This window comes from Alteromonas sp. 5NS40-0096, assembly GCF_057544385.1.
In genome coordinates, this window is record NZ_BAAJLQ010000003.1 from 37,799 (window position 1) to 57,664 (window position 19,866).

Annotated in this window: 17 protein-coding genes; 7 read left to right on the forward strand and 10 right to left on the reverse strand. The window is 45.1% G+C overall.

Annotation, left to right across the window (positions count from 1 at the left end; all coding sequences use genetic code 11):
- Positions 1-91 precede the first annotated feature (91 nt).
- Positions 92-673, forward strand: coding sequence for a DUF3299 domain-containing protein (locus AC27G9_RS10145; RefSeq protein ID WP_487073750.1), 582 nt, complete (start codon positions 92-94; stop codon positions 671-673).
- Complete coding sequence (locus AC27G9_RS10150; protein WP_487073752.1) at positions 666-1,124, forward strand: hypothetical protein; 459 nt, start codon at positions 666-668, stop codon at positions 1,122-1,124. Before AC27G9_RS10145 ends, AC27G9_RS10150 begins: the two co-directional genes overlap by 8 nt.
- Positions 1,125-1,165: 41 nt before the next feature.
- Here AC27G9_RS10150 and AC27G9_RS10155 read toward each other — a convergent pair whose 3' ends face one another.
- Positions 1,166-2,173: a CobW family GTP-binding protein gene (locus AC27G9_RS10155; protein ID WP_487073754.1), complete on the reverse strand. Its 1,008-nt coding sequence runs from the start codon at positions 2,171-2,173 to the stop codon at positions 1,166-1,168.
- A gap of 70 nt (positions 2,174-2,243) precedes the next feature.
- On the opposite strand from AC27G9_RS10155, the gene AC27G9_RS10160 reads away from it, so the two are divergent.
- From AC27G9_RS10160 to AC27G9_RS10170, 3 genes are all read left to right on the forward strand, one after another.
- Positions 2,244-2,870, forward strand: a complete 627-nt coding sequence (locus tag AC27G9_RS10160; RefSeq protein ID WP_487073756.1) for a DUF3299 domain-containing protein — start codon at positions 2,244-2,246, stop codon at positions 2,868-2,870.
- Positions 2,871-2,977: 107 nt separating this feature from the next.
- Positions 2,978-3,658: a ZrgA family zinc uptake protein gene (locus AC27G9_RS10165; RefSeq protein ID WP_487073758.1), complete on the forward strand. Its 681-nt coding sequence runs from the start codon at positions 2,978-2,980 to the stop codon at positions 3,656-3,658.
- A 217-nt stretch (positions 3,659-3,875) separates the two neighbouring features.
- A complete protein-coding gene (locus tag AC27G9_RS10170; RefSeq protein WP_487073760.1) occupies positions 3,876-5,522 on the forward strand; it encodes a methyl-accepting chemotaxis protein in 1,647 nt (548 codons plus the stop codon).
- A gap of 20 nt (positions 5,523-5,542) precedes the next feature.
- Here the strand turns inward: AC27G9_RS10170 and iadA are convergent, their stop codons facing one another.
- The 3 genes from iadA to AC27G9_RS10185 are packed head-to-tail and all read right to left on the reverse strand — an operon-like array spanning position 5,543 to position 11,136.
- Positions 5,543-6,709, reverse strand: a complete 1,167-nt coding sequence (iadA, locus tag AC27G9_RS10175) for a beta-aspartyl-peptidase (protein ID WP_487073762.1) — start codon at positions 6,707-6,709, stop codon at positions 5,543-5,545.
- On the reverse strand, positions 6,709-8,163 hold the full coding sequence (yfcC, locus tag AC27G9_RS10180) for a putative basic amino acid antiporter YfcC (protein ID WP_487073764.1): 1,455 nt from the start codon (positions 8,161-8,163) through the stop codon (positions 6,709-6,711). The genes iadA and yfcC overlap by 1 nt, the downstream gene beginning before the upstream one ends.
- A 51-nt stretch (positions 8,164-8,214) precedes the next feature.
- Complete coding sequence (locus tag AC27G9_RS10185) at positions 8,215-11,136, reverse strand: TonB-dependent receptor domain-containing protein (protein WP_487073766.1); 2,922 nt, start codon at positions 11,134-11,136, stop codon at positions 8,215-8,217.
- 627 nt (positions 11,137-11,763) lie between these two features.
- On the opposite strand from AC27G9_RS10185, the gene AC27G9_RS10190 reads away from it, so the two are divergent.
- Entirely contained in the window at positions 11,764-13,221 is a 1,458-nt protein-coding gene (locus tag AC27G9_RS10190) for a type 1 glutamine amidotransferase family protein (RefSeq protein WP_487073768.1), read from the forward strand.
- A gap of 201 nt (positions 13,222-13,422) precedes the next feature.
- Positions 13,423-13,944 carry a hypothetical protein gene (locus AC27G9_RS10195; RefSeq protein WP_487073770.1) on the forward strand — a complete coding sequence of 174 codons (522 nt, stop codon included), beginning with the start codon at positions 13,423-13,425 and terminating at the stop codon, positions 13,942-13,944.
- A gap of 51 nt (positions 13,945-13,995) precedes the next feature.
- On the opposite strand, the gene AC27G9_RS10200 is transcribed toward AC27G9_RS10195, so the two are convergent.
- From AC27G9_RS10200 to AC27G9_RS10225, 6 genes are all read right to left on the reverse strand, one after another.
- Positions 13,996-14,853 (reverse strand): nuclear transport factor 2 family protein, encoded by an 858-nt coding sequence (locus AC27G9_RS10200; protein ID WP_487073772.1) that lies wholly within the window; start codon positions 14,851-14,853, stop codon positions 13,996-13,998.
- Between the two features lie 52 nt (positions 14,854-14,905).
- Positions 14,906-15,865: an alpha/beta hydrolase gene (locus AC27G9_RS10205; protein WP_487073774.1), complete on the reverse strand. Its 960-nt coding sequence runs from the start codon at positions 15,863-15,865 to the stop codon at positions 14,906-14,908.
- Positions 15,866-16,225: 360 nt separating this feature from the next.
- The gene (locus tag AC27G9_RS10210; RefSeq protein WP_487073776.1) at positions 16,226-17,326 is read right to left on the reverse strand and encodes a serine hydrolase domain-containing protein; all 1,101 of its coding nucleotides are present in this window, start codon (positions 17,324-17,326) and stop codon (positions 16,226-16,228) included.
- A 219-nt stretch (positions 17,327-17,545) separates the two neighbouring features.
- Complete coding sequence (locus AC27G9_RS10215; protein ID WP_487073778.1) at positions 17,546-17,881, reverse strand: hypothetical protein; 336 nt, start codon at positions 17,879-17,881, stop codon at positions 17,546-17,548.
- 435 nt (positions 17,882-18,316) lie between these two features.
- Positions 18,317-18,931, reverse strand: a complete 615-nt coding sequence (locus tag AC27G9_RS10220) for a hypothetical protein (protein ID WP_487073780.1) — start codon at positions 18,929-18,931, stop codon at positions 18,317-18,319.
- A gap of 257 nt (positions 18,932-19,188) precedes the next feature.
- A complete protein-coding gene (locus AC27G9_RS10225; protein WP_487073782.1) occupies positions 19,189-19,809 on the reverse strand; it encodes a glutathione S-transferase family protein in 621 nt (206 codons plus the stop codon).
- Positions 19,810-19,866 lie beyond the last annotated feature (57 nt).

Sequence of the window (19,866 nt, forward strand, 5' to 3'; positions counted from 1 at the left end):
CGTAAGAATAGGGTAATTCCTCTCGACAGACTTTTGCAAGCTTCTAGTTTGTTATAACATTCGTTCAAATTGTAACGAATTAGAGACGTCGATGTTAAATGCATTTCGAAGTGTAAAAGGCTGGATAGCAAGCGGCCTTTTGGCGATAACCTTAATGACAAGTGGCTCTGTTGTGGCACAGGAGAAGGAGTACACGGATGTCGATTGGGTTGCCTTAATGCCTGCATCTGACCTTGATGCATTAATGAATCGCCCTGAATTTATAAACGAAATCGCCGATGGCTCAGAGCAGGATAATTTAGAAGCCATTTATGGAAACCAAGAAGACAAGGCGTTAAACGAGTACTACTCGGCGTTGCAATCGACCAAGGTGATTGAAAAGTTCGATGGTGCAGCGGTTAGACTCCCGGGGTTTATCGTGCCCTTGGAAATGACCGATGACCAAACGGTGACAGAGTTTTTTATCGTGCCATACTTTGGCGCGTGTTTACACATGCCGCCACCGCCACCAAACCAGATTATTCACGTTGAGTTCAAAGATGGTATAGACTTACCTAACTTGAGTGATGCGTATTTCTTTGAAGGTACCCTGGGTCTTGAAGTTGAAAGTAATGATCTTGGCACTTCTGCGTATAAAATGAATCTTGATAATTTGATGCCTTATTATGAATAAATTAACTTTAACGGCGTCGGCAGTGTGTTTGGCCGCGTCAATGACCGCGACAGCTTGCGATTTACATGACGGATACGGCTTTGGAGGGTTCTCTCCGAAACACGGGCCGGGTGGGAGTATGCCAAACTTATCTTTGGTCAAGCCTGCCTCCCGTATTGAAATGTCCCACCCATTTGCTAAGTCGGTGAAGCAAGGTAAATCAACAGATTTTAATGTTGGTTACTTTTTGCCTGCGGGTTATACCGACGCCAAAATGAACATTGTTGGTGGTGAATCTATTACGCTAGAAGGCCAAGAGGCAGTCGATCTGGATTCGGCCCGCGGTGTAGTGAATGTCGTGTTTGTTGCGGCAGATGCAGGCGTCAGTGAGATCAAGTTGAATATTGAAGCGCTACACAAAGGCAAGCCTGTCAGCTTGATTCGCACGGTAAAAATCCGCGTTTCTGCATAACACAAGATTTGGCTTCATTTTTTAAGATAACCGTATGGCAGCTACTGCGATACGGTTATTTTTTTAATCATAGCGGGTAGGGCGTCAGCCAGCGTATTATCTGACGTAATAATTTCTAACCGTGACGCTTCTGCATCATCTAGTTCGAAATACCGAAATTCGTTGTTAACGGCGTTGATGCCAACAATACCTTGGTCAGTAATAAATACGGCTTTGACACGCTCTGCATTGATATTCTTCATCAGTTCTAATACGCCAACCAGAGAAAAAACGTGGTTTGCGGAAAACGCCCAACCTCTGGAATAAAAACCTTCGCCTTCGTTAGACAGCGCAATCACATCTTGTTTTTCAAGCGCCGCTTTTACATCAGTGACGTCACCATGACTATGATGATGGTGAGCGTGCGATAGTTGTGGATGATATTTGGAAGGTGCATTCAGTATATTCAAAAGCGCGTTGTCGTCATGCTGATTGATGATTGTTTCTGGGCTTAAACCCAAAGATTCAGTAAAAGACACAAGATTTTGATAGTCGGCATCAGCATATAAGTCATGCTTTGCGGCGTAAATGGCATCAGCAATTTGTATTTGCTCTCTGAAAGTATGATGCTGCGTGTACTTCTCTTTGTTTAGGTTTCTGGCATCCACTAACGTGAGTGTAGAGCGTAAGTCTAGAATTGACTGATAGTGGCTTTGGGTCAGTACAGATAAGACTTCTTTAGGATGGCCAAGCCCAGTTGGCTCGATGAGTAGCCGATGAGGACGTGATTGAGCAAGCAACTGATTGAGTGCAATTTGCATAGGTAAACCTGAAGCGCAGCACATACAACCACCAGGCACTTCGCGAGTAAATACGTTGTTTGAGCGTTTGCCGTCAAATAAAGCGCCATCAATGCCTACTTCGCCAAATTCATTCACCAGAATTGCCCATCTTTCGTGTTCTGGCTTGGATTCTAGTAACCGCTGGATCAATGTCGTTTTACCCGCTCCCAAAAAGCCTGTAATGACGTTAGTTGGTACAGATTTAATGGGGGGTTGACTTGTTGGCATAGCGACCTTACTTCTAATCAAATAACGAGTGTTATATTGTAACACTATCCCGAGTAAGTAGGATGTAAAATTGAGACTTTTCATAACGGCAACCGTGTTAGCAGTGTGTTTGGGCTTGGGTATACTTGCGCCTAAGCTGCCTGAGTTATTGGCCCTCGCATTTGGGCATAGCCTTTATTCTGCTTCGTCTTTTGATGCCGCTAAACAGGATATCAACCTCATTGGGTGGTCTGATTTACTGCCACCTGACGAGCGAGAAGCAATCGAACGTTTTCGGTCTGATGACGGTCAATCCTTTGAAGATCAAATGTTCAATGCGATTCTTGCTGCCAAAGATGATGATTACCAACAGATGAGTATCTCTATGAATACGGTGGCCAGTTTACGTAATCAAATTATTCAGATTCCTGGCTTTTTGGTCCCTGTCGACGTGGAGAGCAACAAACGAGCGACGTCCTTTTTCATCGTTCCCTATTTTGGTGCGTGTTTACATTATCCTGCGCCGCCGCCGAATCAAATGATTTACGCTTATGTGCGGGAGGGGATCGACATTCCCGATCTCGACTCGGCCTATTTGTTTACTGGTATGTTAACTCCTGACCCCTATGAAGATGTAATGGGAACATCAGCCTATCACCTAGTACTCTATTCGATGCAAAACTATCGTGAAAACCCTGATGATCTGAGGTCGCATTAATGTTTGTGTCGCACTCGTTATAATGTAACAATTTGGAGTGAAGAGATGCAGGAACCATTGTGATGGCATCTTTTCAATAAAGTTATTGTCTCAATCCAGGCTTGATTATGAAAAACAACAATAAACTAACGACAACATTGCTTTCGACTACTTTGCTGGCAACTAGCTTTGGCGCCGCTTCGCAAGAAGCTCATGTGCATGGCAGTGCGCAAATGGACGTTGTTCAAGAAGGGGCCACAGTATTCGTTTCTTTGACTTCGCCTCTCGCTGATATTATCGGGTTTGAACACGCACCGGAAACTGAGGCACAAAAACAAACTATGCGCTCTGTGTATTCATTGCTTCAAACGCAAGCCATGGTCACTATGGCTGGTCAAGGTTGCGCCTTGACCGACTCTGACATTGATTTGCCGGGTGCCGATGAGACACACGATGATCATGATCAAGAAGGCCATGATGAGCACGACGATGACCACGATCACGAAGGTCATGATGAACACGACGATGACCACGATCACGAAGGTCATGATGAACACGACGATGACCACGATCACGAAGGCCATGATGAGCACGACGATGACCATGATCATGAAGGTCATGATGACCATGAAACTCACGGTGAACTCTCGTTAACACTCACGTTTCAATGCGACGCTCCGCCAACGGGATTGACTGTGAATTTATTTACTCATTTCCCAAGTGTCGAAACCATCACGCTGAATTGGATTTCAGACAAGGGTCAAGGGGCGAAAAAACTCTCTGCGAATTCCAATACTGCTGCTTGGTAACATTATCGCCTGTTGTGCGGATAACAGGTGTTGCCATCAATCCTGTCGTTGGGCTCAAAAAATAGTCAATACGTCTTATAATGGCCGTGGCTCGTTTTTTCGACGAAAGTAATTACTCAGCGACAAGGTCTCTTACTTCGGTTTAAAACTGACACCCAACACATCAAAATTACAAAACAACATCGTTGATAGGTGTCCATAACAGTCGGAGTTATCCATGGTAGCAATGAACGCGCTTCCAGTGAAAACACGTTTGGTTTTAGGATTTGGCTTTTCGGTGCTACTGATGATCATCTTGACCGTCGTAGGCGTGATCAACGTCAATAAAATCAATCATACATTAACGGTTATTACGGACATCAACTCAGTTAAGCAAAGGTATGCGATCAATTTCCGTGGTTCAGTGCATGACCGCGCAATTGCAATACGGGATGTCGCCATGTCGCTCGACTGGAGTGACACCGGAGCATTGCGAAAGGAAATTGATGACCTCGCCGCTTTCTATGAAGATTCGCATCAAAAAATGCAGCAAATGCAGCGAGAAGGTATTGAATTTACCTCTGCTGAGCGACGCATGCTCGATAATATTGACCAAATTCGTGCTCGCACCTTGCCCATTGTTGAACAGATTCTCCGAGCGAAACAATCCGGTGAGACAGCACGAGTCACCGCGTTAACCTTGCAGGAAGTGAGACCTGCATTCATCGATTGGTTGAATGCCATTAATGAGTTCATTGATTATCAAGAAGCTGAAAATCAACGTCTTACACCGCAAGCGGTGGAAACGGCGTCAAGTTTCCAAACACTGATGATCTTGCTTACCGCTATTGCCGCCATTCTTGGCATTGTTATCGCTATTTGGATTGCAAACAGTATTTTATGTTCCATTGGCGGTGAACCGGATTTGGCGAGAAAGAGCCTGCAAGCTGCTGCATCAGGAGATTTAGGCGCGGTGACACACACTAGCCACCCGAATAGTTTGATGGCTGCGCAGAAAAACATGCAAGAAAAACTCAAAGCAATTGTTTCGCATATTTCTCAAGACAGTAATCGAGTGAATATACAGGCCGATACCGTTGCTGCGGGATCATCTCAAGTGATTGAAGCCGTAAAACAGCAAATGCACATCATTGACGAAACGGTTGATAACTTAATGTCAATGGAAGAAAACTTACTTCGTTCGAGTGAAAAAGCCGGTAAAAACCGTGAAAACGCAAAACTTATGACCGAACGTGCAGACTCTGGAAAGGCGCAGGTCACCGATACGGCTAATATAATGGAGCAAATTGCAGAGCGAATGGCCAATACGGTCACACAGGTTGAATCTTTGGCAAGCCTTGTTGAAGAGATTGGTGATATTACCAATGTTATTCACAATATCTCAGATCAAACCAATTTGCTGGCGCTGAATGCTGCCATTGAAGCCGCTCGTGCAGGTGATTCCGGCAGAGGTTTTGCTGTTGTTGCGCAAGAAGTACGAGAGTTGGCGATGCGAACCAGTACGGCAACCAGTGAAATTGAAGATAAGATTGGCCGCGTGCAACAAGAGTCGAAAATTTCAGTGGCCGCTATGAACGCATCTTTGCCAGAAGTGGAAAAAGGACGGGACAAAACGCGCGAGGCAGCAGAGACCTTATCCGAAATTAGCAATCAAGCGGCAAATACCTTGAGCAACAGTACGGTCGTGCAAAGCAATGCTCAGGAACAATCTCAAACAATTAGATTGATATCGACATCCATGGAAGACGTGCAAAAAATGGGGGAAGACTCGTTGGCGTCGATGCAAGCAAACCATGAAGCTGCGCATCAGTTACAGGGAGTGTCTAGTGATTTACAAGAACAAATAAGCTTCTTTAAAATCTAATACCTTTAGTGGAAAGGCACCTATTCAAAGGTGCCTTTTACCATGGCATCACCATTGTCTACCATTTGTTTGCCGCGGCAAAACACATGAACTGGCGTCTCAAAATTCACAGTAGTGAGGACAATGTCGGCATCAAAACCTGCTTTGATTTGCCCTTTTTTATCTAGGCCTAACCAAGAGGCTGGGGTAGACGTTACGGTCGCGATCGCATCGCTGGTGTTAATGCCCTCTTGGCGTACTAACTCCCGTAAAGCGTGCTGCAGGCTAGCGACTTTACCTACCTCGAGGGCAACTAAGTTGTCATTACTGTCGAACACGGGCAAGCTGGCATTGCCGTCAGAACTCATCGATAGTTGAGTACAAGGTACATGGTGTCGGAGGCAATGAGCTATTGCTTGCGCCGCAGGAATTTCTCCTTCGTCAACGAAGTATTGATTGGTACTGGTTGTGACATCAATGATACCGCCCAGCTTTGTCCATTCGATACCAGCATCCAATAGCGATTGACTGCGATTCATATGTGTAGGGTAAAATTGTTTGGCTGTCACTGCCGAGCGGTTTACGACTTGATGTAACAAATCCAGTTTGTCTGCAGCATCGCCGACATGAATATAGACGATACCACTTTTACCCGACAGCATACCTCCCACTCTCGCGTCTGATGCAACTTTGGCCAACGTTTCCGCGTTAGGTTGCGAGCCGCGGTGATCGGCGATAGCAACTTCACCAATGCCAATCATAGGATCGATTAAAACAATATCGTCCGTTACCGAACCTGTGATAGTTCTCGCTGGCAGTTGATAAGAGCCTGTATAGCAAAATGCGCTAATACCTTCATTGCGCAATGCATAGGTTTTAGCAATTAAATCCGGCAGTGTTCGCGTGGTCGCGTCTGTGCCTAATGCGCCGATGATCGTTGTAACACCTGCCAACGTCGCTTCGGTTAAGGTCATTTCGGGAGTGCGGGTATGAAAGCCGCCTTCGCCACCGCCACCCGTAGGGTGCACTAAACTGTCGACTAATCCAGGGTGTGCCACTAAGCCTGTGGCATCGATGGTGTTGCAATGTCGACTGTCTAGGTCGATATGGTCTTCGATTGCGCATATCGACTGACCTGAGATTAGGATGTCTTTTCGTCCCAAATAGTCAGGAGAATAGACAGTTGCATTGCGAATGAGAGTGAGCATTAATTAAATCCTATCATCACGGCCACTACGATTGTGATAGCGCCCACGGTAATGAGTGTAGCTACAAAACGCCACATTACTCTGGCCCATACTGACCAGTCAATTCTCGCTACGCCCAAACAACCAATCAAAGACGCCGATGTGGGAATAATTAAGTTAGTTAACCCATCACCAAGTTGAAACGCCAATACCGCGACTTGACGGCTGACACCAACTAAGTCAGAAAGTGGTGCCATCAAAGGCATAGTGATAGCCGCTTGCCCAGAGCCGGAGGCAACGAAGAAATTGAAAACACATTGAAAGGCGTACATTGCTAGCGCACTTGCGGTGGCGCCGGCTTCGCCTATGCCTTTGCTTGCGTAATACAACAAGGTATTAAGCGTGCTTGGGGAGTGCACATCGTCACCCCCTAAAATCAAGATAATACCTTTCGCCATACCAACAACTAATGCTGCGGGAAGCAGCTCTTGCGCGCCTTTTACAAATGCAGACGAACAATCATTCATCGTCATTCTGCCTGCAACGACGACAATGATGGCAATCACCAAGCCCATAGCAAAAAACTGACTGGCAATTTGAGGAATGTAGTACTGGTGTGCGCTTACTCCCCAAATGACCCAACCGATACCTGCGAGTAAAGTCAGCAATACGAGTGTATCAACAAACGTATAGGTACCAGAAATATCGGATTGAGTTTGTTTAAAATGCGTATCGGTGACGTGGCAAACCGATGAGGCGGGGTCTCGCTTGACCTGGCGAGCATAGCGTAAAGTAAAAGCAAGGCCTATCAGTGTGAAGACCACCCAAATGACCATGCGAAATTCTTGACCAGACAGTAGGGGAACATCGGCGATACCTTGTGCAATCGCCACCGAAAACGGGTTCATCCAGCTCGTCGCAAAACCTATTTGCGTCGCCACGTAAGTGATTAGCACCGCAGTTATAGCGTCATAGCCCAAACCAATGATCAGAGGAACAAGGACAATACAAAACGCAATAGCTTCCTCGCCCATGCCGAAAACTGCACCGCCAAAGGAAAACAGCACAAACATCAGCGGCAAAATGATACTGCCCGCGTGTTGTGTTTTACTCACTAACGCAATGATACCGTTGTTAACAGCGCCGGTTTGCATCACTATGCCAAATGCGCCGCCGACGACCAAAATAAAGGCAATCACGCCGACAGCGCTTCCCCATTTGTCGCCAGACACTAAACCTTCAAATGCGTAATTGACCAAGCCCACGCCTTCACCTGTTCCGTCGAATAGGGGTTTACCCGATGTCGACTCACTTGCAAATCGAAAGGCATCGATAGCGATACCTTGCGAGGTGGCTTCCGATTCAATGAAGTATCCGGGAGTAACAGTATAAGTGAGTACGGTAGCAATGATGATTACGAAAAACAGAATAACAAAGGCATCTGGCATTTGCCTTTTAGGTTGTGTGGTATTCATGATGAATTCCCCGTACGGTAAAAGTGTGGGGGCCAAACCGCCCCCGTATTGTTACTCGAAAAATGCCGTCACTGACAGTCGATATTGCGTTCCAAAAGGGTCGTGATTAAATGCGTCAAACCCTCGTGCAGAACCAAATGCCAGTGGCGCATTACGGTCAAACACATTGTCTATTGTCAATCGAACCGTCGCCTTTTCAAAATGGTAACCAGTGCTCAGTGAAAGGGTAGTCCAACTACTGACATCTCGTTGTCCATTTTCGTCTAATAGGCCAAGCTCGTTGATCTCATCAATTTCGCGACCGCGCAGTCTGTCAATATCATCTTCATACTTACCCGTGAAATAAACATAAGCGCCGGCATACCAGTCTTGGTCAACCCAAAACAGCTCCGCTGTTGCAATCGTCTCCGGGTACTGGAATCTCCCCTCTAAACTCTCAATTTGATCAGAACCCGCAATGTTGCGATCGACATTGAGGTAATGCGTACCGTTGAGTCCAAATTGCAGCGCGCCTCTGCCTATTTCAATTTCATGTTCAATATTGAAATCAATACCTTCGAGTTCTTGTGTGCCGGTATTATCTAGCAATAGTACGTGGTCTCTAAATAGAGGTAATTCTTGAAAACGCGGATCGTCGAAGGCAACCCAAGCATCAAGGATTTCATTTAAATTTGCCCCAGACTCTTCTATTGTCAAGCCCGATGCATCTGTTACTAGGCATAGATCCGGGTCATAGGATATCCCCTGTTCTCCTTCGGGCACTAATCCACAGTGTCTCAAGTCCGCATTGGTTAAGGCCTCAACCAGAACGCCTGTCATATTGGTGTCGACTAAATCTTCATGTTCAAATTGCCAATAATCAATGGTGATTAAGGTTCGTTCTGTAGGACTATAGGCTAAACCAACACTGATGGTTTCCGCTTCTTCTGCTTGCAATGCTGGGTTGCCAAGCTCCAATACATTGTTACCTCGAATCGTGTTGTCGCCTTCACAATATAAATCCGCTACCGCCTGACTCGCGCCACAATCAAAGTCTGCCCGTGTGGTTCGAAGTTGAACGCCGGCCTGAGTTAACGACGGCGCTCTAAATGCCGTTGACCAAGAACCGCGAATAACCAGTTCATCTAATGGACGGTAGGTAATACCCACTTTCGGATTAAAAGTACTGCCGAAATCGTTGTAATCGTCAAAACGTCCCGCGACGTTTAACTCAATTTGTTGCGTCAGTGGAACGTAGAATTCCGCAAATGCTCCATACTGATTTCTCGCGGCGGAAGATAAGCTCGAACCAAAACCAAACACGTCAACTAGGTATTGATTGTCAGCTCGCGCTTGCGCTTCTAGAGAGGGGGTATCGGTAATTTCTTCTCGTCTGAATTCGATACCGGCTGCCATTCTTACGTAATCATCTCCCCACTCCATGACGCTGCCACTGACTTTAAAATCTATGCCGTAGACACTACTCTCACCATCTCTGGTAGGGCGTGACTGCGTGAGTGCTAGAATGTCATCGTTCGCGCTATCACCTTGTAAAAACGGGTTGTAAAATGGCAGGACACTGCCACTGGCGCAACTCAGGCTGTCGGTTTCAGCATTGTAATTGGCGATGGTACCGTTACTGCACAATTCCCCGTCTACTGCTGCAGTGTATCGATAGCGATTGTAAATACCGGCGACAGCTTCTTGCTCGGACTCAGAACGGGATAGGGTAATGCCCGATTCCCAAGCCCATTCGCCCCAGTCGCCCGACAAGCTAGACACGAGTCGGAAAGCCGTAGTGTCAACTTCAACCGTTCTGGGAGCAACAAAACGAGCGTCATAGCGAAAGCCTTCAAGCTCCCTGCCGAGTTGCGAATCAAAGGGGTCGATATAAAGGTTGTCTAGCAGGCTGTTTCTCGTGGCGTCATCGAATACGTCCAATGCTGCAACTTGAACCCATGGCCCCTCTGAGTCATCAATCAAATTGATCGGAGCCGGTGTAGAAATAGAGGTGGATTGGGTATGTGACACCATAAAATCGGTGTGCCACTCAATATCACCAAGAGATTTATTGAAGGTAAATCCACCGGAGAACGATTCCAAGGGCGTCTCTAGAAAATCGTGTTGGTTTCCGTAATAGGCGCAAATCTCTTCACCAAACTCTGTTGTGACTAACGCTGTTGCACAATTTGGTGCTCCGATTTCATTGCCATCTCTGGCTGAGAAAAAATAAATGTTTGGCGTACCACTGGGGAGATAGGAGTAGCTATTCGCCAAGACAGGGTCTCGAGTAGCATTAAAGTCTTGGGCGTGGATGGACTTGCGATCGTAATAATCAGCAAATACGGTGAGGTTACCTCCGCCAACTTTTGAGCCCCAAAGCAACTGAATATTGGTTCGGCCATGGTTGTCGTCGTCAGTCGTGTTTTCGTATGCAGCAGTGAGATCTAACCCTTCATAGTCGTCTTTGAGAATGTAATTGATTACCCCTGCAACAGCATCAGCACCATAGATGGCTGACGCGCCAGTCGCCAAGATCTCTACCCGTCTCACTGCTGATGCAGGAATACTGTTGATATCGACAAAGTTCTCAGTGCCAGAGGCAAACGAGCTAGCGGCAACTCGACGGCCGTTGATCAGAGTGAGGGTTGAAGAAGGCCCGATACCGCGCAAGGATGCCGCGGCCTGACCTGGTGGTGTGGAGGTTGACGTCGCACCACTTTGCATAGTGTTGAATGAGCCAACACCTCCACGGGTTTGGCTTACCGTTCTCATCAAGTCGGCAATGGTCGCCGCCCCGGATTTGGCAATATCTTCAGCATCGAGAATGCGTAGCGGTTGGCTACCCTCTAGATCCACACCAATGATATTGGTTCCTGTGACGTTTATCACTTCAATTTCTTGCTCATCGTTAGCAGGCTGTGACTCTTGGGCAAGGGCATAGTTAGCGCCAAGCACCAAAGACACAGCTGTCGCAGCAGCTGACATTTTCATGGATTTTTCCTTCAACAAATGACCGATCTAAGTCGGTTCTGATTAGTTATTTTGTATGGGTTCTGTGGCAGGCACAGCAGAGCACAAGCACTCTAAACGAGTACTTGAAGGGGCTATTCGTCGAACCACTCCGACAAATAAAAACTTTGATAGTAATAAGCGCCAAAATTGGCCGCTTTTTTAATCATGAGATTGTGCCTGTTTATGCAAAATCGTGAATATTGAAAATGCTGCAACGAGTGCTAAAAAACGTTGACTTGGTTGTTTTCTTAACACTAGGGTAAAAAAAAGTCAATGAATCCTTCAGGAGAAACTCCCGTGCCGTTAACTGCTTTTAAGGCAATAACTTTGATGTCGATGAAACGTATTTTAAAAATGTCGATTTTCAGTATAAGTTTAACTATTTCATGCTTTTATGTTGGATCTTTGGCGGCGGATGATGCGAGTTATGATCTGATTTTAGCAGGTGGTGCATTGAAAACATGCTCTAGTTTTTCGACAAAAAACTGTGAAAATTTACAGCGAGTCCGAGGTGGAAAAAAAGAAAATCTGTATCAGATTTCGTTAGATGGATTTAAAAGATGGACAAGTCTGCCACCTTTTTCAGAAATTTCAAATGCGTCAAAATTGCATATTTATGCATATTTTGAGTCGTTGGATACATCGTCAAAACGCTTGAGCAGAAGGCAATTTCTGTCGCGAATTGATGACATTGCTAAAGACGATGATTTTACACGGCAGTTATCTGACCCAGCTTATTTCTCGTTGCTAGATAGTTTCGAAGCTATTCAGGTAGATTCAGCAGGCAATAGACTGATTGAATTAGTCAGTGTGGACGATAACAAAAATCATCACGCCCAGAGAGTGTATGACGCTTTCAAACACCAAGCATCAATGAGACTCGAAAAAGCAGGTAAGACAACACTACTGGTTGTGACGGCTTCATCACGGGATCCTTTTGAATCAGCTGACTTTTATCTTGGTGCCCTTGCTGGTGATGATTTTGACGTGATTTGGTTACCTATTGATAAAGCGTGGCAGCAAGCCGTCGATTTGGAGCGCCAAGGTTATAAAGGATGCGAAAACTTAGCGTTGTTGCGTCAACAGAACAATCAATTTTACCGCGAACGAGTTTATCCTCAGAGGGCAGCTACACAATATCACTATTGCAAACACCCAGAAGACTTGGTGAGAATTATCAAACAAAGCCAAGGCATCTTTTTTAACGGGGGCGATCAAAGTAAAACCCTTGGAGCGCTTTTGACACCAGATGGAAGCCGTTCAATTGTGCTCGATACCATCTTTGAACAAGTAAAAAACGCAAAGCTGGTGGTTGGCGGAACAAGCGCAGGCACCGCCGTTCAAGCCGGAGGAGTGAGAGACGAGCGCCCTGTTCCTATGCTAACCAATGGTGATTCTTCTGTGGCAATGTCGCGAGGCGTGTTTGCCATCACGGCACCGTCGCAGCGCTGCATTTCTTCGGCTTCGTGTGACTCCGGTATCAAGCGAGATGATCTAACGGTTCGAACGGCTGGAGGAACTGGCTTATTTGACTTGGGGTTACTCGATACGCATTTTTCAGAGCGAGACCGTGAAACAAGGCTAGCCGTAGCGACATTCGATTCGAAACAGCGTTTGGGCTTCGGTGTTGATGAGACAACAGCGCTACTTGTGAAATACGATCCTGAAGGAGCAATAGCAAAAGTGGTCGGTGATGGTGGAGTTTTTGTTGTTGATTTTACTCAAGGGCAGAGCGTACAAAACCTCGAAAATAAAGAGCCCATGCGGCAGCTAGCTGGCGAAGCCCACTATTTTCCCGACGGTGTAGAGTTTATTGTTGAAAATGGCAATATTCGTATTACGTCTGAGATCAATCCACTGACAAAACGGGATAAGACCAAGGAGAACAAGTCGGGGCAGTGGCGTTTACAAGTCGCTGAGCGTTGTGGCAGTGGGCAGTCTATTAAATGGCAGCAGTTTGGCAACATCTATGTGCTAAAGCGCTCTGAGCAGACTCAGTTTTTTACAACAGATAGGCAGCAATGTGGGTATTCATATCTACCTTTTGTGATCAGTCATTCATAGCTTTCCTCGATTGGTATTTCGCATTGCTAGCATGGGTTATGAGGGGAGATTGAGTTCGTTGGATTGCAGTGAAGACAGGTAGAGGTATTTAGAGTCTTTCGAATATACCTTTAGTGCTAATTACTGATCGCAATCTCGCCTTTTGACCGTATCACACTATACTTTAGTTCAAATTGATAATGCCGAAGGTTAAAGAACATTATGCACTCCACTGAGCACGTGCCTTTCAGTATATCGACCAGCAGTAATGCAGAGCTGTTCGTTTTTCACGAGTATTGGAGTTACAGCAAGCATTATCAAGCCATATTCAATGCACAAGCCGAAGTGTTACCCAAGGCTTTTTCCTTGGACAAACCCTGGGGCTTGATAGCGGACTGGCGAAAGTGGTTAGTTCAAGTACCGGAAGCAGAGCGTTTGTGCGCTCGCAGTGTCGGTAAGTTCCAAGCAAAAGGCATGACGCATTACGCTGCAGTATGTGAAGATCACCCGGTTGCTAAATGGCAATGTGAGCGAATTCAGCAGCAAAACCCCGGATTGCATTGCGACATTTTTACCAGTTTTGATAAGGCCTACGATTGGTTCAAGCAGGCAGGTTTTGATATCGATTTTGAACTCGTGCCTTTTGATGAAAACTGGATGCAACCCTCTGAAATTTTTGAAGAAGTTTTAAGAGAGCTGAATGTATCGAAAAAGGTGTTTCCGTCTATTTTCCCCGAACTGTAAATGCGCCAACGTTATTGTCAGCGCGGTGGTAATGTTAGCAATTAAGAGCACTTAGTTTTGCGTGCCAGTGTCACGGTTTAACAAGCGTAGTAGTGTTATTTTACCCTGTTCAACATGAAACAAACCGGCATAGATGTTGGGCGCGGCGTCTGCGTCGGTTGCCAATTGCCATTGAGCTAACACCATATTGGCATCTTTTAATGGATAGGTAACTTCAGCAAAGTCATTGTTAGCGCTTCCCTTAAACTGCTTCAAGTATTCGATTACGGCTGAAGCCTCATCAATGCGGACTCCGCTGTTTGGGATATCCAGTACGACATCGGTACTCAATGACGTTTTCAAGGTTGCGTAGTCTGCTTCCTTTAATGAGGCTAAAAATTGTTTGGCGACGGCTAGTGTTTGCTGACGAACAAGGTAACAATTGGGTGACTCACCTGCCTTCGAAATCGCTTGCCCGAACACGTCTCTCGTGCCTTTCTCGTCTTTGAGAATGAAGGTGTGCTTTACAATCTCCCACTGGTCATTTTGTTTTGCCAGTTGGTAACGGTATTGTCCGGATACTTGCCAAAATAGGTCATTTACATAGTGGTCGGCAACCACGTTAGCTGTGACGTTCGCGAGATCACGATCAAATTGCACGTCAATGTTAGACACATTGTGTTTGGTTGCATCAAATCCCGGAAGGACAGATGCCCATTGTGTCATTAGCGCCTGACTGCTGATGAGCGTCGCTTCTTGACCATTTAAAGATGAATAATCTAGCAATACTTCATGGGCGTACAAATCTTGTAAGGCTTCAAAATCCCCAAGGTCCGCAAGCGTTCCAACACCTTCGACGATGCTCGTTACTATCGCCTCATCTTTTACGTTGGCTTGTGCTGTTGTGGTGTGAAGTCCGATTACTGTCATTATCATTACCCCCTTTAAAAGTTGTGTTACTGAGTGCTTCATAGCATTCCCCTTACTTCAAGTTTGCTTTGAAGTGCTCGTCTACCAAATTGACTGACGTCGTGATGGCAGCAGGGTCATCGTAGAAATCGAATTGCGTTACATCATCCAATAAGACGAGTTCTGCGTCGGTATTGGCTAGTTGCGCAAACTTTTTGGCGCCTTGAGGGATAGCCGCCGCATCAGAGTGAACGAGGAAAACGGGTTTGTTTAATGCCGAAGCCGTTTTTATCGCATCGTAGGATAACCAAGGCTCCCAACTGAGCGCGTTAAATTTATTGTCATACTCGGGAATCGCGCCTCGTTCTGGGTTCGTGTAGTAATCAATTTGGTACATCACAGATTGAGGGTTAGTGTCACTCGCCGCTTCTAATATGATGCCGTCTTCACTGGCCGCTGCTGCTCTGGTTGCATCCAGTAGTGTCGGGATCGCGTCTGCGTAGACTTGTTGTACAACTTCTTTGTCGTGCAACCAAGGTGCGACAGTTGCTACGGTTTTAACCTTGGGGTGTTGGTTGCCAGCATCAATTGCGTAACCTGCTGACGCGCAAATACCCAAAGTGGCGAGTTGGTCGCCGTCAACGGCGTCTAATTCGCTCATGAAATCGATTGCCGCTAAGATGTCTTTCGTCTTTTTAATTGGGTGTTCCGTGTATCGCACTTTTTCCGGTGTACTCGAAACCGACTCGCCCCATCCTCTGAAATCGAAGGCTAGTGTGGCATACCCTTTGTCCGCCAATTGCTGCGCATAAGTACCTGGCATTTGTTCTTTCACCGATGTCCATGAACCAGAAACCACTACCCCCGGTAGGTGCTGGCCAGCTTGGTAATTGTCCGGTAGGTACAGATCGCCAATCAGTGTTTGACCATTACTTTCAAATTGTACTCGTTGTTTCATAGCTGCCTCCGCATGTTGTAAAAGAGAAAGGGTTAAAGCGATGCCCAAGGTATAGGCCAGTTTCGTTAATTTCATTGCGATGTCCTCATGACTGCGTGATGGGGTAACTTTAGAGGTTATGCGAGTGCAAGGATTGGACGCACTTGCGTTGTTTTTTGAATATTCTTGCTAAGTGAGCAAAGGGTGAAGCAGTGGCAGGTATGCTCAGGGGACTGTGGACGTTAAGTTTAAAGCGACCTATGAAAATTTGATGAATCGCAACTTAAACTCCATTGCAAAAGACACTACTAAAAGTAACCGTCTTTCGCGTATGTACAGCGTTCATTGGTCTATTGAACTGGAATGGTACCAAACAGCGAAAAGCTGATATTGGCATTGAATCTCAAAGGCAAAAGCTTCAACGTGTTAGCTTTGAAATAAAAATTTTTATCAAACTCATCTCTGGCGACGATATATTTCAATAATATTGTTGGATGCCATGTTCAGTTGTTGTTGTGCGGTTTCAGAAGCATAAGGCGTAACGAGGAATATGCCGAGTTTTTCTTTCGGATAAATTGATATCCAAGCGGACGTACCAAACGTTCCACCACCGTGATAATACTGGCCTTCAGAATCTAATCTGAAAGTGTTCCACATATAGGCTCTACCAAGCCCATCCTCTTCTCCTGCCAGCAGGGTCAACGTCTTTTTTGCTAATTTATTATTTTCTTTGAGATAGAAGCTGATGTACTTCCCCATATCTTGCGCTGTCGATTTTAAACCTCCCGCAGCGTTGAAGTAGCCTGAAGCATCTGGTGTTGGAAGGCCATTTTCATGAGATCCGAGTCGCCAACTATCCCGTTGATTCTCAGTAAGAAAGGTATAGGTTTCATTTTGGCCTGTTGATTTGAAAACGATTACCTGAAGCAATTTCTCCAAAGTTGTATCGTACAACTCCTCTAAAATGAGACCGAGTAGTCGAATTCCTGCGTTTGAATATTGATATTGTCTTCCCGGTATTTTTTTAAGTTTATAGTTATTCAAAACCCTGAGGAGATCTTCATCATCATGGTTATTAAAACACGTTAATCTTTCGTCAGGTGTCAGAGCGACAGCAGTGCACGAAAGATCCGTAGGTAAGCCGGACGTATGCGTTGCCAAATGTCGAACCGTAATCTCTGTATCTTGAAACGTTAAAGCATCGTTATTGATCGAATCCAAGTATTGAGAGACTGGCGTATCTAACCCTATAAGCCCGTCAGATACGGCTTGTGCTAAGATCAACCCGATATGTGTTTTGGTAATTGAACCCACATCATAAATGGTAGCATCAGATGGCTTTGAACCATCAATAAACTCACCGAAATGATATGTGTTCACAACATCTTCAGTGACGACCGTCACGGATAAAGCTGTCATTTCTGAAGTTGACAGTAATTTATTCACTTCTTCACTGATTGAATTAGATTTTGAACATCCATTGATGAAAGCAAACACTGAGAGTATCGAGATTAGGCGTAATTTTTTATTCTTTCTCAATCCATTTAACCTAGGCATACGTTATCCTTGAATTTAAACACTTAATACTAAGACCTCACAGTATCCTTCCTCCCGAGCACAACAAATTATGTGTTCAGAAAAAACCTCAAACAAATTACTGCAACGAAATTACAACATTGGTCGCACGTATGTACTAAAAAGTTTAAGCGCCTAGCTGCTAGTGATCGGCTTACAACGAATGGCGGCTAATGTATAAATTGACACCATGGTCGTTTGTTAGGTTGTATTGAATTTGATACTTCCATGTCTTAAATCTTCAGGACAACCAACCTTTGACTGGTTGGTGCATTCTAGAGTGAGTGTTTCATTCTCAATAATGACCATAAAACTTAAAATGTGAGTCTGCCAGCAACCGCGGAATTCATCCAAGTTGATTGAAACTCTGTTAGATGGAAGTTCGTCGTGAAAGATGGAAATAAGATAATCACAGCCAAAGTATTTCACTTGAACTCCAGACGGCTTATTCAAAGCGACTTCAATCGTAGAGTTGCTAATATGTCCAGCGCAAAAAGTTCGAATAACTGTTTTTTCAAATTCTTTTACAGTTTCCATTCCTAATGATACCTAGACACAAAAAGGGGCAGATACTGTATGGCTCAACTGAGAAGCGAAGTGGAACCGAGCCAAGCTTTGCCAATACCATTTTATTGGCTTGTTATGTGTATTTTGCCACATTTCCTTTCTCGTTAATCCGACAACACCATTTAGTATTTTTGTTTATGTATTTGTCATTAAACTCAACAATACCTTCTGCAAAGAGGTACTCTTCTTCGCCATCCTCATGGTTGTTGTACTCGCAAAGATAAACAAAACTACCCAAGAAAAGTTTAATTCTATTACCTTCAGAGTCCGTTCTTTCGTCCGTTTTGGATATAAAAACAAGATCAGATTCTATTCGTTCATTGAAATCTACTTTGATTCGAGGTCTATCCATACCCTCAATACATGGGCTGTTCGTCTCTGTTCAGTAACTTGTTATGTACCATTCTACATATGGAATTTCCAGCAAATTTCGGGACCCAGAAATTGATATCTCAATTTGTCTAAGAATCGCATTTTCTGAGGTTCCGGAAAGCCCTTATCAGCATGGTAAAGATCCGACAAAACTGATTGAGCACACACTCGGACCCGCCAGTTACGATCGAATTGAGCTAAATTTTGAATAGAACGAAGAATTTCTATATTAGAAGCACACATAAAATCTACTATTAGCCATATAGAGAATCTTCGAATTTGGCTTAATTTAGAGCCTAAATAACCTGATATAAGCCTTTGGCATGGTTCGTGTGTTTTTTCATTTTCAGAAAGAAAAGTAAACGATTCAATAGTTAGGTATAAATGTTCGTTGTTCAGATCAGTTTCGAGCAGATTTAGCAGCCGTTTAAATTCTGTAATTAAGAACGTTGTGGGTGGTAAATCCGATTTTGCTAACGATTCATAAATTTCAAAATTTACTGCAAAGCCATCAATGGGTTGAGTTTGTATCCATTCTATTAATTCAGTAGGTTGATTATCAAAGTGATATCGCCATTCGTCAGAAAGAGAATTACCTGATTTTTTTCTAGTCCGGTCTGCTAATTCATCGAATATATTGGCATTCATCGAAAGTCCCTGAGCGCATAGAGGCTTATTACTGAGACTTCATAGTAACACCCGTTTCCCCTGAACTACCATATTCTGTGCTTTTAGGGGAAAAGCAAGTTATCTGCTAAACGCGCGTTGTTAACGGCTACGCATAGAAGTGTTCTGACTATCAGAATGTCAGTTTAAGGTGCGGCTCATCAAAATGGTTCGCTCTTGCATAGCTTTAGCGCTAATAATAGCCAAGGAGCGGTCGAGCTTCCCAATTGGACTGGTTATCAGGTCAGAGGTAGCATTACATTCGTTTGATAGGCCTCGCGTGAGCTCAAACGCTCGAAATATGCTCTGACGTTGGGTAGATCTGGCTTGTCGAAATCCATGGTGCACCATCGATAGGCTGAGCACCCCAATGGTACGTCTCCCATATCTGGCGCATCGCCTGCCAAAAAAGGGCGATCTGCCAATGCATTATCAACGATCTTCCAAAATGTCGATGCTTCTGATACCGCTTTTTCGAACGCTGCCATATCCCTTTTTTCTGGCGCAGTCCGAATAAGTTGCCAGAAAATGACTGTCATAGGCGGGTGCATATTCGTTAGGTAAAAATCCATCCATTGGTTTGCCCGCCCTCGCGCGGCTAGGCTTTCAGGATACCAAGGGTGTTTTCCTGCCTTCTCCGCCAGATAGCGAACAATGGTGTTGGATTCCCAGATGACCTCGTCTCCGTCAATCAACGTTGGAATCCGGCCATTTGGGTTCATCGCCAAATATTCTTGGGAGTCATTTCCACCAAAGGCACCGCCGATATCTTCGCGCTCGACCTCTAGGCCTAGTTCCTTTGCAATCCACATGACTTTTTGAACGTTTACGGAATTATTCCTGCCAAGTACTTTAATCACTGGGTTCCTCTCCCGACTTGTAATACGACGAAGACTCAGGTGCGCATGTTTCGCAGG

Bases quoted from the DNA above. Each gene is read 5' to 3' on its own strand.
- AC27G9_RS10165 (WP_487073758.1), top strand. From the start codon at position 2,978: ATGAAAAACAACAATAAACTAACGACAACATTGCTTTCGACTACTTTG.
- AC27G9_RS10150 (WP_487073752.1), top strand. From the start codon at position 666: ATGAATAAATTAACTTTAACGGCGTCGGCAGTGTGTTTGGCCGCGTCA.
- iadA (WP_487073762.1), bottom strand. From the start codon at position 6,709: ATGCTCACTCTCATTCGCAATGCAACTGTCTATTCTCCTGACTATTTG.
- AC27G9_RS10195 (WP_487073770.1), top strand. From the start codon at position 13,423: ATGCACTCCACTGAGCACGTGCCTTTCAGTATATCGACCAGCAGTAAT.
- AC27G9_RS10210 (WP_487073776.1), bottom strand. From the start codon at position 17,326: ATGCCTAGGTTAAATGGATTGAGAAAGAATAAAAAATTACGCCTAATC.
- AC27G9_RS10170 (WP_487073760.1), top strand. From the start codon at position 3,876: ATGGTAGCAATGAACGCGCTTCCAGTGAAAACACGTTTGGTTTTAGGA.
- AC27G9_RS10200 (WP_487073772.1), bottom strand. From the start codon at position 14,853: ATGACAGTAATCGGACTTCACACCACAACAGCACAAGCCAACGTAAAA.
- AC27G9_RS10205 (WP_487073774.1), bottom strand. From the start codon at position 15,865: ATGAAATTAACGAAACTGGCCTATACCTTGGGCATCGCTTTAACCCTT.
- AC27G9_RS10220 (WP_487073780.1), bottom strand. From the start codon at position 18,931: ATGAATGCCAATATATTCGATGAATTAGCAGACCGGACTAGAAAAAAA.
- AC27G9_RS10215 (WP_487073778.1), bottom strand. From the start codon at position 17,881: ATGGAAACTGTAAAAGAATTTGAAAAAACAGTTATTCGAACTTTTTGC.
- yfcC (WP_487073764.1), bottom strand. From the start codon at position 8,163: ATGAATACCACACAACCTAAAAGGCAAATGCCAGATGCCTTTGTTATT.
- AC27G9_RS10155 (WP_487073754.1), bottom strand. From the start codon at position 2,173: ATGCCAACAAGTCAACCCCCCATTAAATCTGTACCAACTAACGTCATT.
- AC27G9_RS10185 (WP_487073766.1), bottom strand. From the start codon at position 11,136: ATGAAAATGTCAGCTGCTGCGACAGCTGTGTCTTTGGTGCTTGGCGCT.
- AC27G9_RS10145 (WP_487073750.1), top strand. From the start codon at position 92: ATGTTAAATGCATTTCGAAGTGTAAAAGGCTGGATAGCAAGCGGCCTT.